General features: G+C 70.8%; 18 protein-coding genes. 8 read left to right on the top strand and 10 right to left on the bottom strand.

Annotated features, from left to right (window positions below):
* Window positions 1-63: 63 nt before the first annotated feature.
* A complete protein-coding gene (locus AB0L59_RS21095; protein ID WP_365585759.1) occupies window positions 64-525 on the top strand; it encodes a hypothetical protein in 462 nt (153 codons plus the stop codon).
* 138 nt (window positions 526-663) lie between these two features.
* Entirely contained in the window at window positions 664-1395 is a 732-nt protein-coding gene (locus AB0L59_RS21090) for a nucleotidyltransferase family protein (RefSeq protein WP_365585756.1), read from the top strand.
* 141 nt (window positions 1396-1536) lie between these two features.
* Here AB0L59_RS21090 and AB0L59_RS21085 read toward each other — a convergent pair whose 3' ends face one another.
* The 7 genes from AB0L59_RS21085 to AB0L59_RS21055 all read right to left on the bottom strand — a co-directional run bounded on the left by AB0L59_RS21085 (window position 1537) and on the right by AB0L59_RS21055 (window position 8410).
* Entirely contained in the window at window positions 1537-3210 is a 1674-nt protein-coding gene (locus tag AB0L59_RS21085; RefSeq protein ID WP_365585753.1) for a DoxX family membrane protein, read from the bottom strand.
* Between the two features lie 153 nt (window positions 3211-3363).
* Complete coding sequence (rlmB, locus tag AB0L59_RS21080) at window positions 3364-4305, bottom strand: 23S rRNA (guanosine(2251)-2'-O)-methyltransferase RlmB (protein WP_365585751.1); 942 nt, start codon at window positions 4303-4305, stop codon at window positions 3364-3366.
* A 97-nt stretch (window positions 4306-4402) separates the two neighbouring features.
* The gene (cysS, locus tag AB0L59_RS21075) at window positions 4403-5803 is read right to left on the bottom strand and encodes a cysteine--tRNA ligase (protein ID WP_365585748.1); all 1401 of its coding nucleotides are present in this window, start codon (window positions 5801-5803) and stop codon (window positions 4403-4405) included.
* A 59-nt stretch (window positions 5804-5862) separates the two neighbouring features.
* The gene (locus tag AB0L59_RS21070) at window positions 5863-6267 is read right to left on the bottom strand and encodes a PPOX class F420-dependent oxidoreductase (RefSeq protein WP_365585746.1); all 405 of its coding nucleotides are present in this window, start codon (window positions 6265-6267) and stop codon (window positions 5863-5865) included.
* A 94-nt stretch (window positions 6268-6361) separates the two neighbouring features.
* Window positions 6362-6859, bottom strand: a complete 498-nt coding sequence (ispF, locus tag AB0L59_RS21065; protein ID WP_365585743.1) for a 2-C-methyl-D-erythritol 2,4-cyclodiphosphate synthase — start codon at window positions 6857-6859, stop codon at window positions 6362-6364.
* The gene (gene ispD / locus AB0L59_RS21060) at window positions 6849-7601 is read right to left on the bottom strand and encodes a 2-C-methyl-D-erythritol 4-phosphate cytidylyltransferase (RefSeq protein WP_365585740.1); all 753 of its coding nucleotides are present in this window, start codon (window positions 7599-7601) and stop codon (window positions 6849-6851) included. The genes ispF and ispD overlap by 11 nt, the downstream gene beginning before the upstream one ends.
* A 326-nt stretch (window positions 7602-7927) precedes the next feature.
* Window positions 7928-8410, bottom strand: coding sequence for a CarD family transcriptional regulator (locus AB0L59_RS21055; protein ID WP_003953493.1), 483 nt, complete (start codon window positions 8408-8410; stop codon window positions 7928-7930).
* Between the two features lie 604 nt (window positions 8411-9014).
* Here AB0L59_RS21055 and AB0L59_RS21050 point away from each other — a divergent pair.
* A complete protein-coding gene (locus AB0L59_RS21050) occupies window positions 9015-9698 on the top strand; it encodes a DUF461 domain-containing protein (protein WP_365585738.1) in 684 nt (227 codons plus the stop codon).
* A 215-nt stretch (window positions 9699-9913) separates the two neighbouring features.
* Here the strand turns inward: AB0L59_RS21050 and AB0L59_RS21045 are convergent, their stop codons facing one another.
* Window positions 9914-10594, bottom strand: coding sequence for a response regulator transcription factor (locus tag AB0L59_RS21045; protein WP_365585736.1), 681 nt, complete (start codon window positions 10592-10594; stop codon window positions 9914-9916).
* Entirely contained in the window at window positions 10591-11850 is a 1260-nt protein-coding gene (locus tag AB0L59_RS21040) for an ATP-binding protein (protein ID WP_365585733.1), read from the bottom strand. The genes AB0L59_RS21045 and AB0L59_RS21040 overlap by 4 nt, the downstream gene beginning before the upstream one ends.
* 255 nt (window positions 11851-12105) lie before the next feature.
* Here AB0L59_RS21040 and phoU point away from each other — a divergent pair, with 255 nt between their 5' ends.
* The 4 genes from phoU (at window position 12106) to AB0L59_RS21020 (ending at window position 14431) form a co-directional block, all read left to right on the top strand.
* On the top strand, window positions 12106-12783 hold the full coding sequence (gene phoU / locus AB0L59_RS21035) for a phosphate signaling complex protein PhoU (protein ID WP_365585731.1): 678 nt from the start codon (window positions 12106-12108) through the stop codon (window positions 12781-12783).
* A gap of 189 nt (window positions 12784-12972) precedes the next feature.
* Window positions 12973-13128, top strand: coding sequence for a hypothetical protein (locus AB0L59_RS21030; RefSeq protein ID WP_365585728.1), 156 nt, complete (start codon window positions 12973-12975; stop codon window positions 13126-13128).
* Window positions 13129-13351: 223 nt separating this feature from the next.
* Window positions 13352-13798, top strand: coding sequence for a hypothetical protein (locus AB0L59_RS21025; RefSeq protein ID WP_365585725.1), 447 nt, complete (start codon window positions 13352-13354; stop codon window positions 13796-13798).
* 423 nt (window positions 13799-14221) lie between these two features.
* Window positions 14222-14431, top strand: coding sequence for a hypothetical protein (locus AB0L59_RS21020; RefSeq protein WP_365585723.1), 210 nt, complete (start codon window positions 14222-14224; stop codon window positions 14429-14431).
* Window positions 14432-14833: 402 nt separating this feature from the next.
* Here AB0L59_RS21020 and AB0L59_RS21015 read toward each other — a convergent pair whose 3' ends face one another.
* Window positions 14834-15244, bottom strand: a complete 411-nt coding sequence (locus AB0L59_RS21015) for a hypothetical protein (RefSeq protein WP_365585720.1) — start codon at window positions 15242-15244, stop codon at window positions 14834-14836.
* 445 nt (window positions 15245-15689) lie between these two features.
* Between AB0L59_RS21015 and AB0L59_RS21010 the strand changes: the two genes are divergently transcribed.
* On the top strand, window positions 15690-16272 hold a 583-nt coding region (locus AB0L59_RS21010), incomplete at its 3' end, for a hypothetical protein (RefSeq protein ID WP_365585717.1).

Genomic DNA, 16272 nt, shown 5'->3' with positions numbered 1-16272 from the left:
CTTCATCCCCCGAAGGGGTGACTAAATGTCGCCAAATCATTACCCCGCGCTACCCTCACACGCGTGAAGCACTCCACCAACCCTCAGACGCGACGCGGCCATCGGGGCGGCCCTGCCCGCCGGATCGGCCGCACTCTCGCCCTTGTCCTGCCCGTCGTCCTGGTGCTCTCCGGAACCCTCGCGGTCACCCGGGTCAACTGGACGGGGAGCCCCTCCAGCTCGGCGCTGGCCGCCTCGGACGTATCCCCGGCGGAGGTCTCCACCAAGACGGTCGCCCACGCCCCGCAGGACGTGCTCCGCGACCAGCTGATCGGCGAGCTGCAGGACAAGAACCCGGGCGAGGTCCTCACCCACCTCCAGCAGGCGGTCAACGGACACCCCTCGCTGGCCCGGCACTGCTCCTCCATCGCCCGTGCCCTGGGCCAGGCCGCCGTGCGCATCTACGGCGCCCCGCGCGCCCAGTCCTACGCCCGCCCGGTGTGCGACACGGCGTTCGCCTCCGGCGTGCTCGCCGCACACAGCTGACGGCCGCCACGGCGTGCTCACCGCACGGCCGGGACCGGGGCTGCGCCGGAAATCGGTGACCGCTGCGCCGGGTAACGGCTCGTCGAGGAGCGCGCCGCTGTCGGCCGGCCCGGACGGGGCGCCACGTACAGTGCGGTCATGACCCATCCCAACGCCGCGTCGCGCCCCACCCAGGCCGTGGTCCTGGCCGGTGGCCAGGGCTCCCGGCTGCGTCCGTACACCGACGACCGGCCCAAGCCGATGGTCGAGATCCCCGGCACGGGTACCCCGATCATCGGCCACCAGCTGACCTGGCTCGCCGAAGAGGGCGTGACCGACGTGGTGGTCTCCTGCGGCCACCTCGCCGACGTCCTGCAGAAGTGGCTCGACTCCGCCGACCTGCCCGTCTCCGTCACCACCGTGGTGGAGACCGAACCCCTCGGCCGCGGCGGCGGCCTCAAGTACGCCGCCGCACGCCTTCCCCACCCCGACCGGCCCTGGTACGCCACCAACGGCGACATCTGGACCCGCTTCTCCCTGCGGGACATGGCCGACTTCCACACCGAGCGGGACGCCACGGCGACGCTGGCGCTGGCCCGGCCGCGTATCCCCTGGGGCGCGGTGCGGAGCGACGGGTTCGGGCACATCACCGACTTCATCGAGGCTCCGCCGTCGACGTTCGAGATCAACGCCGGTGTGTACGTCTTCTCGCCCGAGTTCGCCTCGCTGCTGCCGGAGCGGGGGGATCATGAGCGGACCACGTTTCCCGGGCTGGCCCGGGAACGGAAGCTGTTCGGGTTCCCCATTCCGCAGGGGGCGTATTGGCGGGCCATCGACACCGCCAAGGACCTGACGGAAGCGGCCAAGGAGCTCGCGGCGTTGGGGCGTTAGCCGTCTCTGCGGGTCGTGGCGCCTGGTGGCCCCGCCCGGCGGAGCCGCATGTCGATACAGCCCGCGGCCCCGGCTCGGTCCCCCCAGCGGAGAGGGCCCCGTACCTCCACCGGTACGGGGCCCTCTCCCTGTCTCGCCACGTCAGCCCAGCAGGCCGCCCACCAGGCCCGGCTGGCCCGAGGACGATGAGCCGCCGGCGGTGCCGGTGCCGCCCGAGGACGAGGGGCCGCCGGTCGAGGTGCCGGCGCTGGTCGGGCCCGCTGACGTGCTCGGGACGCCGCCCGACGGCGAGGACCGGCGGGGCGGGATCTGGCCCGTGGTGCCCTGGCTCTGGCTGGGGGTCGTGGCCGTACCGCCGGCGGACCGGGTCGCGCCCGGGGTCGTCGCCGCGCCGGACGGGCTCGCGCCGGCCGTGGCACCGCCCGAGGGCGAGGTGGAGGCCGACGGGGCGGTGCCGTGCCGCTTGCCGGGCTCCTGCGGGAGCGGGGAGCCGGGGAGGTTGTTGCGGGGGGCCTCGCCCGGGCCGGGGACGACCACCCGGCTGGAGTCGCGTACGGCGCCGCCGAGCAGGGAGCCGACGAGCAGGGTGAGGCCGACGGTGACCACCGTGAGCAGGGCGCCGCGGCGCAGGACGTAGTGGCGCAGGTCCCAGATGTCGGCGCGGGGACCGAGGCGGCGCCACGCGCTGGCGGCGAGCCGGCCGTCCACGGAGTAGACGGGGGCGCCGGCGATGATCAGCGGCGACCACGCGGCGAGGTAGATGATGTCGGGGGCGTCGTAGGCGGGAACCGTCTTCCAGCTGACGGTGACGATCAGCGCCGCGGAGAGCAGGGCTCCGACGACCGCGGCCACGCGCTGCCAGCAGCCCAGGATGGTCAGGACGCCGACGACCACCTGGAGGAAGGCGATGACCAGGCCGGAGCCCACCGGGTGGTGCAGGGCGAACTGGCGCAGCGGCTCGGCCACGTCCCAGGGGTGCAGGGTGTTGAGCCACTTGACCATCGAGCCGCGCTTGCCGCCGTCGAAGTAGACGGGATCGCACAGCTTGCCCATGCCGGCGTAGATGGAGATGAAGCCCAGGAAGATGCGCAGGGGGAGGAGGACCACCCCCAGGTTCATCCGGCGGCCGGGGTAGTAGGCGTGCCGGGCCGGGTCGTCGCCGTGGCGGCGGGAGGGGCGCGGGGCGTCGGGGTCGGCCGGGTCGGTGTACTCGTCGTAGCCGTCGTACGAGTCGAAGTCGGGGTCCGCGTAAGGGGGTTCGCCGTAGGCGCCGCTCACGGTGCGCATGTGCGGCAGGAGGCGGGTGCCGTCGTCGGCGTCGGGGGCGGTGCGCTGGTGGCCCACGACCGGGGTCTCGACCGTCTGGTCCAGGCCGTCGTAGCCGTCGGCGTACCCGGCCCCCACGCGCGGGATGACCCGGGTGGCGCCGGGCTCGGCCTCCTCGGCGTGGCGGACGCTGCTGCCCCGCACCGCCTGGAGGAGCCGGTGGGCGCCGGTGTCGTCGGGGGCGGACCTGCCGCTCCACACGACGGGACGGCGGCGGCCGGCAGCGGCGACAGCCCGGCCGCCCGTGCCCACGACGGGCATCCGGGCGGTGTCCTGGGCGGCACTCAGATGCCGGGCGATCCGCGGGGATTGGGTGCGTTTCGCCGACGCGCCCAGCTGCACGCGGAAGCTGGCGTGATTGACGATGACCTGGGCCGGATCGCTCGGCACCTTCACCATGCTCAGCGCGGGAGCGTCGTCGGGCCCGGACTGGAATCCCGACGAGCGGTCCCCCGTGGGTGTGCGGGGTGTTCTGGTGTCCACACTCATCTAACCGAGTGACGTGGAGTTAGGACACTGCTTTGACCGGGCGGATGTGTCCGGACCCCGTCAAAGCCGCCCCCAACGCCACATGGCCGCCGGAATTACCCCGGAAGGGTGAAGTTCCGGACGTGTGTTCAGCCCCGTCGGCGCGGCCGCGCGTCAGCCGCGCCGGCGCGCGGTCTCGTAGAGCACGATGCCCGCCGCCACACCGGCGTTGAGGGACTCCGCGCCGCCCGGCATCGGGATGCGGACCCTGAAGTCGCAGGTCTCGCCGACCAGGCGGGACAGGCCCTTGCCCTCGCTGCCGACGACGATGACGACCGGCCCGTCCAGGGCCTGAAGGTCACCGAGTTCGACCTCGCCGTCCGCCGCCAGACCCACGACCGTGATGCCGGCCTTCTTGTAGGCCTCCAGGGTGCGGGTGAGGTTGGTGGCGCGGGCGACCGGGGTACGCGCGGCCGTACCGGCGGAGGTCTTCCAGGCGCCGGCGGTCATGCCGGCCGAGCGCCGCTCGGGCACGACCACGCCATGGCCGCCGAAGGCGGAGACGGAACGGACGACGGCGCCGAGGTTGCGCGGGTCGGTGACGCCGTCCAGCGCGACGATCAGCGGGTCGGCGCCCTCGTCGTAGGCGGCGTCGGTGAGGTCCTCGGGGTGCGCGTACTCGTACGGCGGGACCTGGAGGACGAGGCCCTGGTGGTTGAGGCCGTTCGTCATCCGGTCCAGCTCGGGGCGCGGGGCCTCCATCAGGTTGATGCCGCCGCGCTCGGCGGCGAGCTGGAGGGCCTCGCGGACGCGCTCGTCGTTGTCGATGAACTGCTGGACGTAGAGGGTCGAGGCGGGGACTCCTTCGCGGAGGGCCTCGACGACCGGGTTGCGGCCCACGACCAGCTCGGAGGACGACCTGCCGCCGCCCCGGCGCTGCTGCGGGCGTCCCTGGGCGCGGCGGGACTTGGCCGCGGCGGCGCGCTGCTTGGCGTGGCCCTTGCGCATCTCGGCGGGCGGGGTCGGGCCCTTGCCCTCCAGGCCCCGGCGCCGCTTGCCGCCGCTGCCGACCTGCGCGCCCTTCTTGCCGGACATGCGGCGGTTGTTCGCGGCCATGAGTAACTCGTCTCCGTTGAACGTCGTACGTACGTCTTGTGCGTCTTATGCAGTGTGCCGCCCGGGGGCCGGGCGGCACAGTCGATCAAGCCAGGGGTCAGCGCGGGCCGAGCGTCCAGCGGGGGCCCTGCGGGCTGTCCTCGATGACCAGTCCGGACTGGTTGAGCTGGTCGCGGATGGCGTCGGCGGTGGCCCAGTCCTTGCGGGCACGGGCCGACTCGCGCTGGTCCAGGACCAGGCGTACGAGACTGTCGACCACGCCGTGCAGGTCCTCGCCCTTCTCGGCCTCGCCGGCCCAGTGCGCGTCCAGCGGGTCCAGGCCGAGGACGCCGAGCATGGCCCGCACCTCCGCGAGCCGGGCCACGGCCGCGTCCTTGTCGTCGGCGGCCAGCGCGCTGTTGCCCTGCCGCACCGTGGTGTGCACCACGGCCAGGGCCTGCGGGACACCCAGGTCGTCGTCCATCGCCTCGGCGAAGGCGGGCGGCACCTGGTCGGCCGGCTCGACGGTCTTGCCGGCCAGCTCGGTGACCCGCTGCACGAACCCCTCGATCCGCGCGAACGCCGACTCCGCCTCGCGCAGGGCGTCCTCGCTGTACTCGATGGTCGAGCGGTAGTGCGGGGTGCCCAGGTAGTAGCGCAGCACGATGGGCCGCCAGTGCTTGACCATCTCGCTCACGAGGACGCTGTTGCCCAGCGACTTGGACATCTTCTCGCCGCTCATGGTGACCCAGGCGTTGTGCACCCAGTACCGGGCGAAGTCGTCGCCGAACGCCTTGGCCTGGGCGATCTCGTTCTCGTGGTGCGGGAAGATCAGGTCCAGGCCGCCGCCGTGGACGTCGAACGCGGAACCCAGGTACTTGTGCGCCATCGCCGAGCACTCCAGGTGCCAGCCCGGACGCCCCCGGCCCCACGGCGTCTCCCAGTCGGGCTCACCGGGCTTGGCAGCCTTCCACATCGCGAAGTCCCGCGGATCCCGCTTGCCGCTGATGCCCTCCTCGGCGGGCTGCCGCATCTCCTCCAGGTCCTGCCGGGACAGCTCCAGGTAGGACGGCCAGGAGCGGACGTCGAAGTAGACGCTGCCGTCGGCCTCGTAGGCGTGCCCGCGCTCGATGAGGGCGCGCATCATCTCCACCATCTCGGTGACGTGGCCCGTGGCGCGCGGCTCGTACGTGGGCGGCAGGCAGCCGAGCACGGTGTAGCCGTCGTTGAAGGCACGCTCGTTCTCGTAGCCGATGGACCACCACGGGCGGCTCTGCTGCTCCGCCTTGGCGATGATCTTGTCGTCGATGTCCGTGACGTTCCTGATGAACGTCACGTCATAGCCGCGGTACTCGAACCACCGGCGCATGATGTCGAAGTTGAGCCCCGACCGGATGTGCCCGATGTGCGGTGCCGCCTGCACGGTGGCGCCACACAGGTAGATCGAGACGCAACCCGGCTTGAGCGGGGTGAAGTCACGGATCTGCCGGGCGCTGGTGTCGTACAGGCGAATGGTCACCACTCCAGGGTAGTGGCCCCGGGGGAGTGCCTCACGCCCCTTTCCCCGATGCCGAGCGCTCAGAGCACCCCGACGACCTTCCGGGGGGTGACCCGTACGACCACCCGCTGGGCGTCCTGGGCGGCCGCCGGGTTGAAGTCCCCGTATTTCTTGCCGGTGTACTTCTCGCTCAGTTCGTCGATGAGTTCCGGTCCGCCCTCGGTCGTGGCCGCGGCGGTGCCGCGGATCTCGGCGTACTCGTAGGGCTGCTCGGGGTTCATGACGACCACCGTCACCCGGGGGTCGCGGGCCAGGTTCTTGAACTTGCGGCGGTCGATCGTGGTGGAGAAGAGGAGATCGTCGCCGTCACGCTTCACCCAGACCGGGGACAGCTGCGGGCTGCCGTCGGGCTGGAGCGTGCCGACGACGATGAACACCTTGCCGTCGAGCACGGACTTCAGGCGGTCGGACAGTACGGGGGACATGGGCACCCTCCGGAGTCCAGGGGTCACTGGTGGTCGTGTGGGTACCCTCGCACGCCCTCGGCTCACCCGCACCACGAGCACAGGCGCGACGGCCTCAGCCCGTACGGACCACCAGGGCCGTCGCGATCGCCATCAGCCCCTCCTCCCGGCCCGGGAATCCGAGGCCGTCCGTCGTGGCGCCGGAGACGGAGACGGGGGCGCCGGCCGCCTCGGAGAGGATCTTCTGGGCCTCGTCCCGGCGCTTGCCGATCTTCGGGCGGGGCCCGACCACCTGGACGGCGATGTTGCCGACGGTGAAGCCCGCCTCGCGGACGATACGGGCGGCCTCGGTGAGCAGGGTCACCCCGGAGGCGCCGGACCACTCGGGACGGCCGGTGCCGAAGTGCCGGCCCAGGTCACCGAGCCCGGCGGCGGAGAACAGGGCGTTGCAGGCCGCGTGGGCGACGACGTCGGCGTCGGAGTGGCCCGCCAGGCCCGTTCCCTCGCCCTCCCACTTCAGGCCCGCGCACCACAGCTCGCGGCCCTCCTCGAAGGCGTGGATGTCGGTGCCGATGCCCACCCTGGGCAGCGGCACGGGCTGCTCAGAAGCCATCGTTGAGCCTCCTGCGGGCCAGGACCGCCTCGGCGAGGACCAGGTCGAGGGGGCGGGTGACCTTGAAGGCCTCCTCGTGACCGGGGACGGTCACGACCCGCAGGCCGAGCTGCTCGACCATGCCGGCGTCGTCGGTGACGTTGGCGGTGACGGCCTCGTGGGCGCGGATCAGGGTCGCCCGGTCGAAGCCCTGGGGCGTCTGGACGGCGCGGAGGCGGGCCCGCTCGGGGGTGGCGACGACCGGCTCGGGGGTGCCGGGCTCGGTGGCCGGCTCGACCTCCTTGACCGTGTCGGCGAGCGGCAGCGCGGGGACGACGGCGGGGGCGCCCTCGCGGACGGCCTCGATGACCGCGTCGACGGTGTCGACGGGGACGAGGGGGCGGGCCGCGTCGTGGACCAGGACGATGCCGTACTCGGGGGGCAGGGCGTCCAGGCCGAGCTTCACCGATTCCTGGCGGCTGTCCCCGCCGGGGACGACCAGGAAGTCGGTGCGGTCGGGCAGTGCGTGGGCGTCGAGCAGCGACTTGACCTCGGCGGCGCCGTCGGGCGGGGCGACGACGATCACCAGGGAGACGTGGCGGGACGCGGCGAGGGCGCGGACCGCGTGGATGAGCATGGGCGTGCCGTTCAGCGCGCGCAGCGCCTTGGGGGCGCCCGGACCGAGGCGTACGCCCCGGCCGGCGGCGGGAATCACGGCGGCGACGGGGGTCTGCGCGGGCGAAGGGCGCGATTCGTCAGACATCGGTTCCTGTCAGGTTTGTGTGCTCGACCTAGGTGGGTATGGCCTGGAGGAGTGCCGGGCGCGACGCCTTGACCGGACCCTTTCCGTGACCCTGGTCGAGCCATCTGCCCGGGCCCGGCACGACAAGTATCGGGGGCTTGCTTCTCGGGGGCTTTCCGAAGAACACCGGGGACGGCGAAGAGCAGGGCTTTTCCCGGAGATCCGGCGCCACGGGTACGAACATGCCGCAGCGCCCGGCGACATGGTCAGTGTCATCGGGCACCGCGGCATTCACTGTGCTGAGCGTGCTGTGCGTGGCGGATGCGAGGGGCCGCCACCGTGGCGCGTCAGGAGGCGAGCACCTCGTCGAGCAGGGCCTCGGCCTTGTCCTCGTTCGTGTTCTCCGCGAGAGCCAGCTCGCTCACCAGGATCTGGCGGGCCTTGGCGAGCATGCGCTTCTCACCGGCGGACAGTCCACGCTCGCGCTCACGACGCCACAGGTCACGCACGACTTCCGCGACCTTGATGACATCGCCGGAGGCGAGCTTCTCCAGGTTTGCCTTGTAACGACGGGACCAGTTCGTGGGCTCCTCGGCATACGGCGCGCGCAGCACCTCGAAGACCCGGTCCAGCCCGTCCTGACCGACCACATCACGCACGCCCACGAACTCAGCATTGTCCGCTGGCACACGCACCGTCAGGTCACCCTGGGCGACCTTCAGCACCAAGTAGGTCTTGTCCACGCCTTTGATCTGGCGAGTTTCGATGGCCTCGATCAGCGCGGCCCCGTGATGGGGATAGACCACGGTGTCGCCAACCTTGAACGTCATGTGACAGGTACCCCTTCCGTGGCTATCCAGGGTAACACGGATACGGCGTCTTCTGAATGGCGTTTTCGCAGGTCAGGGCATATCTCGGGGCTTGACAACTGCGACAGGAACGTGCTGCGAGAGGCCGCGCGAGGCGGGAATCCGCAGGTCGGAGGGGCTCTTCGGGCAGGGTGAAACGCGTACGTTACACACTCCCGGCCCCGTCTCCAAGTGGGCGAACATCCCGATTTGTCCGGTTTCAAGCGTACGACTTCCGCTACTCCGTTCGGTGACTCGGGGTCGATCCGGGCCGATTCCGGAATTGATCAACGGCTGCCGGGAGGGTCGCGCGTGATCGATATCCGGGGTGGTCGCGCATTCCTTCACGGAAATTTTGCGCGCGGTTATGTGAATGGCGGACGAGCGCTCGGCAAAGTGACTGGAGAGCCTGGTGTGGCTGGAGTGACGAAGGACGCGTGGTACCCCCAGCCGGAGGCAAGGCGGGGGCTTGGGGAGGGTCGGGTGCGGCGGCTCGGGAACGGCTCGGTAACCTAAGGCCGCTGACAGACACTTAGGGTGGCTTTATAAGGGGAGCCGCCCGCGCGTTCAAGGAGTTGCCGCCGCCGTGAGCAGCAGCCTTCGACGCGGCGCCCTCGCCGCCTCCGCCATCGTCTTCTCGATCGCCTCGCTCGCCGCCTGCGGCGCCGGCAACGACTCACAGACCCTGGAGATCAAGCCGGACAACGCGGCGACCCAGGTCGGCAACATCAAGGTCCAGAACGCCACGGTGATCACCCAGCCCGACCTGAAGTCGACGGGCCCGGCCGTGGTGTCCGCGACTCTGTTCAACCTGGGCAACTCGGACGAGACCCTGCAGTCGATCAGCATCGCGGGCGGCACCGGGTCCGTGAACCTGACCCCCGTCAAGGGCGGCAGCCTCACCGTCCCGGCGCACGGCTCCCTGATCCTCGGCGGCAGGGGCAACGCCTCCGCCGAGATCCCCAACGGCCGCGAGTCGGTCCAGGACGGCAACATCCAGAAGGTCACGTTCACCTTCAGCAAGACCGGTGACGTGAGCCTGGGCGCCTTCGTGGTGCCGGCCACCAGCTACTTCGACAAGTGGGGCCCGAGCGAGATCCCCTCCCCCTCGGCGTCCGTCTCCGGCGCCCCGGGCGCCACCGCATCCGGCAGCGCCAAGCCGGCCAAGCACGGCAAGGCCTCCCCGTCGGCGACCGCGAGCGACACGGCGACCGCCGGCGTCGGCGCCACCCCGAGCGACTCCGCGTCGCAGTCGGCCGCCGGCCACTGAGCAGCCGCACGCACGAGGGCGGCACCCCTGCCAGGGGTGCCGCCCTTCGTCGTAGCCGGTGTGACCAGACGTACAGCCCGGCCGGCGGACCGTCGCCAGGTGGCGCGGCGCGCCCGGGTCCGGCTCGAGCACCGTCCTCGACGCACCCCTGACACCGCTACGCGGGCTGCGGGGCGCCGCGCCGGACTCCGTCCGACGGCCGGGAGGAGGCCGGTTTACGGCTCGAACTTGTAGCCCAGCCCACGAACCGTCACCAGGTAGCGCGGCGCGCCCGGGTCCGGCTCGATCTTGGCGCGCAGGCGCTTGACGTGGACGTCGAGGGTCTTGGTGTCGCCGACGTAGTCGGCACCCCAGACGCGGTCGATCAGCTGCATGCGGGTCAGGACGCGGCCGGCGTTGCGCAGGAGCATCTCCAGCAGGTCGAACTCCTTCAGCGGGAGGTCCACCTTGGAGCCGCCGACCGTCACCACGTGGCGGTCGACGTCCATGCGGACCGGGCCCGCCTCCAGCGCGGCCGGGGCGATCTCCTCCGGCTCGCCGCGGCGGCGCAGGACGGCACGGATACGGGCCACCAGCTCGCGCGAGGAGAACGGCTTGGTGACGTAGTCGTCGGCTCCTATTTCGAGGCCGACCACCTTGTCGATCTCGCTGTCCTTGGCCGTCACCATGATCACGGGGACGTTGGAGCGGCCGCGCAGCTGGCGGCACACCTCCGTGCCGGGCAGGCCCGGCAGCATCAGGTCGAGGAGGACGAGGTCGGCGCCGTTGCGCTCGAACTCGTCGAGTCCGTCGGGGCCCGTGGCCGCCACGGCGACCTCGAAGCCCTCCTTGCGGAGCATGTACGACAGGGCGTCGGAGAAGGACTCCTCGTCCTCGACGACGAGCACTCGGGTCACGGAAGGACCTCCGGGGCGGGAAGCGGTTCGTACGGGGATGACTCAGTGCGGCCGCCGGCCTCGTCGTCGAGGTCGGGGTCGGGGTGCTGCGATGCGCGGTCGCGGGCCGCACCCGCCTCCGGCAGCCTGAGGGTGAAAGTGGAGCCCTGGCCTTCGGCGCTCCAGACCGTGACCTCCCCGCCGTGCGAGGCGACCACGTGCTTGACGATCGCGAGACCCAGACCGGTGCCTCCGGTGGCCCGCGAGCGGGCCGGGTCGACGCGGTAGAAGCGCTCGAAGATGCGCTCCTTGTCCTTGTCGGAGATGCCGATGCCCTGGTCCGTCACGGCGAGCTCGATCATGTCGCCGCCGGGTGCGTTGACCCGGCGGGCGGCTATGCCGACACGGGTGCGGGCCGGGGAGTAGTTGACGGCGTTCTCGACCAGGTTGCCGAGGGCGGCGGCCAGCTGGCCCCGGTTGCCCCAGACGTGCAGGTCGGCCGTGCCACCGGCAGCCATGGTGATCTGCTTGGTGCCGGCCTGGTGACGACAGCGGTCGACGGCCTCCGCGACCAGCTCGTCCACGCGGACGGGCTCGGCGTCCTCCAGCGGGTCGTCGTTCTGCACCCGGGAGAGGTCGATCAGTTCCTGGACCAGGTTGGTCAGCCGGGTCGCCTCGATCTGCATGCGGCCCGCGAAGCGCTGCACGGCCTCGGGGTCGTCCGAGGCGTCCATGACCGCCTCGGAGAGCAGGGAGAGGGCGCCGACGGGCGTCTTCAGCTCATGGCTCACATTGGCCACGAAGTCGCGTCGTACGGCCTCGATTCTCCGCGCCTCGGTCAGGTCCTCGACCAGCAGCAGGACCAGGCGGGAGCCGAGCGGGGCCACGCGCGCGGAGACGGCGAGGGCCTCGCCGCGTCCGGTGCCGCGCCGGGGCAGGTCCAGCTCGACCTGGCGTATCTCGCCGTCTCGTCTGGTGTCCCTGGCCATCTGGAGCATGGGCTCCACGGCGAGCTTGCCGCCGCGGACCAGCCCGAGGGCGTAGGCCGCCGAGCTGGCCTTGACGACGGCATCGGCCTCGTCGAGGACGACGGCCGAGGAGCGGAGCACGGACAACACGGTGTCCACGCCGGGCGGGAGTACGGGATCGGTGTGCAAAGAAGTCCTGGTCGGTCGCTTCTGGTCGCGTTCGCTCCAACGGAACGCCAGCATGGCGATGACGCCGGTGAGCACTCCGGCGATCGCTGCCGCTGCGGCGACCGCCGCGTTCACGTCCATGCCTCCAGGTTAAGCAGGGCGTACGACATGACTACAGCCGTCGAGGTGGGACCTCGAACACTCGTCGCCCAGAGTTCACCTTGGAGCCAGTATTGGTTCATTTGGGGTGGCAGAAACGGACGCGTACGAGCCACAGCGTGGGAGCGTGGGGTTCGCACCGCCTGTTTCGCCACGGGGCGATGGTGTCGTTTGGTGTCGTTTGGTGCCACAGCCCCCGGAACCCACAAAAACACGTACGTAGGAGAGGTAACCCTGATGCGGGACGCGTACCACGAGGAACTTGACTCGATCGGTGACGGTCTGGTGGAGATGACCCGCCTGGTCGGGTCGGCGATCGGGCGCGCCACGACCGCCATCCTGGACGCCGACCTGAAGCTCGCGGAGAGCGTGATCGAGGCGGACCAGAAGGTCGACGAACTCCAGCACGACCTGGAGGCGCGCGCGATAGCCCTGCTGGCGCGGCAGCAGCCGGTGGCGACCGACCTCCGTATCGTCGTCACCTCCCTGCGCATGTCCGCGGACCTGGAGCGCTCCGGCGACCTCGCCCAGCACGTGGCGAAGCTGGCCCGGCTGCGCTTCCCCTCGCGCGCGGTCCCGCAGGACCTGCACGCCACGATCCTGGAGATGGGCCAGCTCGCGCAGCGCCTGATGGCGAAGGCGGCCGAGGTGATCATCACCAAGGACATCGACCTCGCGCTGCAGCTGGAGCAGGACGACGACGAGATGGACCTGCTGCACCGCACGCTGTTCCAGCACCTGATCGACGAGCGCTGGAAGCACGGCATCGAGACGGCGGTGGACGTCACCCTGCTCGGCCGCTACTACGAGCGGTACGCCGACCACGCCGTGGCCGTCGCCAAGCGCGTCGTCTACCTGGTCACGGGCGAGCACGCGGACGAGATCCAGCCGGTCACGGGGGTCGAGGGCGCCTGACCCCTCCGGGTCGGACCCGACACCGGCGGACCGAGGGCTTGCGGACGCAACCCAGGGCATCCGTGGTCTCGGGGGCTTCCGGGGCGGCTCTTGAGGGCGCGTGGGCGCATCCGTGCGCCGTTGATGCGCCCAGGGAAACGGGCATGAGATGGGCGAGGGCATCCCTGCCCCAGCGTCAAGGAGGGACCCATGGCCGAATCCCCCAGCACCACTCCCGACCCCACCCAGGAGCGCGAAACCGTCCAGCCCGCCGAGATCCGGAGCCTTCCGCTGATCGGTGCGTGCGGCTGCGGCTCGGGCTGCGGCTGCGGGTGCCAGTCCGGCGGCCCCTGCCAGTGCGGCTGAGGGGCTGAGCAGCTCTTGCAGCAGTTCCTGCCGTTCTGACAGTTCCTGTTCGACCGTTCTTGTCCGACCGTTCCTGCGCGACCGTTCCCGGGGAAGGGCCGGTGTGGACCCGGTTCACACCGGCCCTTCTCACGCCTTCGCGTGTGCCGGCCGCTAGGGTCACGCCACGACAGCCGCCACGGTCACTGCCGTCGTCGGCGTACTCGGTGCGCTGCTGGCCGCCGTGGTCACGACCTGGACGACGAAGCGTCGGCGAGCACAGGAGAGAAAGACCGAGGAGACAAGACGGGTCTTCGGCGAACGGCGCGCCGCGTACACCTGCGTGAACCGCGCCTCCCGGCATTTCCACACCGTGCTGAAGGACGCCCTTCACCGCCTGCGAGACGGTGCCTACACCGACGACGAACGCGCGCAGGTCGAGGAGGCGCGGCGGGACCACCGGGATCGCTACGCCGAGGCGCAGATGATCGTCCCCGAAGTGGTGCTCCGGGCATCCCGCGAGCTGAACGTCGTCCGGGCGGCGGTCGACGCCACTGCCAAGCGCATTGATCGCGGCCTGGCCCGCGAGGGGGAAAGCGCCGAGCAGGCCCTCCTCGACCTGAAGGCGGCAGAACCCGCCCTCAGCGCCATGCGCCGGATCATGCCGGAGGACCTGGGCGCGGCCGACTGAGCTCAAGGAGGAAGTGCCGGTGATGCGGGTGTCCGAGCGATGCCGACCGAGGCACTCGACATCGCCGACGCCGCTGCCCAGTCCGATCCCACGGGCCGCCCGCCGGTTGGTCGTCCTCGGCTGCCGTCGAGCGACTCGGACGGCCCGGAGACGACCCAGCCACCGATCACGTGAACGGCGTCAGCCGGCGGAGGCGGCCGCCACTGCGCGGTGATGCACCCCTTGGTGAGGTCGACGGTCGGAGGGAGCAGGGCGAGATACCGAACCGCTCGATGCTTCCAGGGCCGGTGCGACGGGTCGCGTCCCCGACCCCGCACCCGACACCACTGTCACCCGAATGGCGCAACATGACGTGCCACCCACATGGGTGAAGATCAGGCTGGCTAGTGCCCCAGTCGAGGCAATCCGTGAAAGGGGAACCACATGCGCATTCGACGAATCCTCGCCGGCGTCATCGCCACGGCAGCCCTCGCCGGACTCGGCCTCACAGGCGCCGCCACCGCCACCGCCGCCACCGCACAGGGTGCCTCATCCTACGTCACCCCTTCCCAGTGCAGGCAGGGCGGCGGAACGCCCGATCTGGTGGACAACATCTGCAAGGGCGGTACGCACAACGGGGAGAAGATCGACTGAACCCCACAAGGCGCCCCGCAGTCACGCGCCGCGGGGCGCTCCCGCGCGAACGTAGCCGGGAGAGTGCAGGGACCGTGCCGACCCGTCGGGCACGCCAGGTCCGAGTCGGCCCGAAGCACGCGGCGGGCGGGAGCTCCCGAACGCCTTCGCGCGCGAGCGCAGCGAGCGGTTCCCACCTGTGGAGATCACGTTCCCCCGGACCCAACGGCGGGCACTGTGTTTTCGCTGTTCAGGAGCAATGGGCACGTGCGCCTGGTAGTCGACGTCGGTCATCATTGGCCACTGTCGAGCGACCTCGGACGACCCAGGAACGGCCCAGCCTCGGCGCGCTCGGCTGACGGCCGGCACCCTCGATGCGCCCTGTCACGGCTGCCGTGCCCGCCGACGTACTCGTGACGGTGGCTACCGTGGTTCGTACGCGGTTGTTACCTGGATCGCTCCCAGCAACTGAGAGCCACACGTCTTCGCTCCGGCCATGAGAGTCCCGGGGTAGAAACCCCGCGTGGCACCGGAGGGGCAGTCGACGGTCATCTCCATCTTGCGGATGGCGTTGCCGGGAAGGTTGCCGAGGACAGCATCACCGCCAACCCATTGCGCGGTAGACGCCTTGGTCGCCGGGTACCAGGTCATGATCAAGTGATGCCACGACCCGCCGTTGAACTTGCACCAGACGGTTGGCGCCGTGCCCTTGTGGTTGCTGGGCGCCACCATCTCGTAGTCGAAGAACACTCCCGACAGCGGCGCCGACTTGGCGTTACGCACGGTGGTGTAGGTGACCAGGTTCTGCCCCGGCCTTGGTGGAGGTCGGTTCACCGGACCCGTTCCCGGAACCGGTGATCTCACCAAAGGAACAGGTCGGCTTGACGCTGGCGGACGTCGTGGGCGCGGCTTGGGCTGTGCCAGGCAGCATGGTCAGAACGCTCATCCCTGTCGCCACTGCCGCGACTCCCCATCTGACGAGCCCCATGAATCCCCTCCTCCTCGCGCCGTGCCATCACGAGCGCGAGCAGATCTTGCGATCACTCACAGCGGCGCCGGCAGGCAGAGGGCTCGTTGCCACGCTCAGCCGCTGTCATTCCATGTCGTGGGCGCGTCGTGGCATGCAGTCGCTGGGCTTGACCAGGTAACGGCTCGGCAATGCGCCGCTCGTTTACGAGTTGGGGGCTGGTCCGTCCGTCTCGCAGATAGGCGTGTCCTCTCGGCGTCTACTTCCATACGCTGTGGCTCACGGCACGCCGCCGTCATGGCCAGGGGGAGCATGATGGAGCAGCTTCGCAAGCTCGTTATCCGCTACGGCGATTGCGAACAGAGGCCCGTGCGCTTCCGTCCAGAAACGTGGCGCTCGCGGTTGGAGTCGCACGGAGCGGCGCACGTACTCGATATCGGCGTTGGATGTGCGAGCGGGTCGAGCGGTGACCGGCTCATCAGCCGGGACGACCTGGCCCATCTCCGTGACCGCGTGGGTGACCGTGATCCCGACAGTCTGCGTGACCTGTTCGTGGCCGTCATGATCTGGGGCTCGGGCACCACGAACGGACGTGGGCCGCGGTACACGGAATCGGCTCTGTCCGACGCGCGCATGCCCACTGTCCTCCGGACCACGCGCGAAGCGGTCCGAGACGGCGACCTGAGCGAGGCCTACCGGCAATTCGCCCTCAAGGGGGTGGGGCGGTCCTTCTTCACCAAGTGGTTCGCGGTCGTTGCCCCGGCGGCGCTGTGCGATCGCGGAGTCGATGATCGCGTGCTGGCGGGCGAGCGCGTGCCGGTAGCGGCGGTTGGCGGGGGTGGGAAGACGGAACAGGGCATCGATCGGTACGACCGTGCGGACGAAGAGGCCGCGG

Source organism: Streptomyces sp. NPDC052109 (assembly GCF_040680195.1).
Lineage (GTDB): Bacteria > Actinomycetota > Actinomycetes > Streptomycetales > Streptomycetaceae > Streptomyces.
This window is presented reverse-complemented; position numbering and strand designations above follow the sequence as displayed.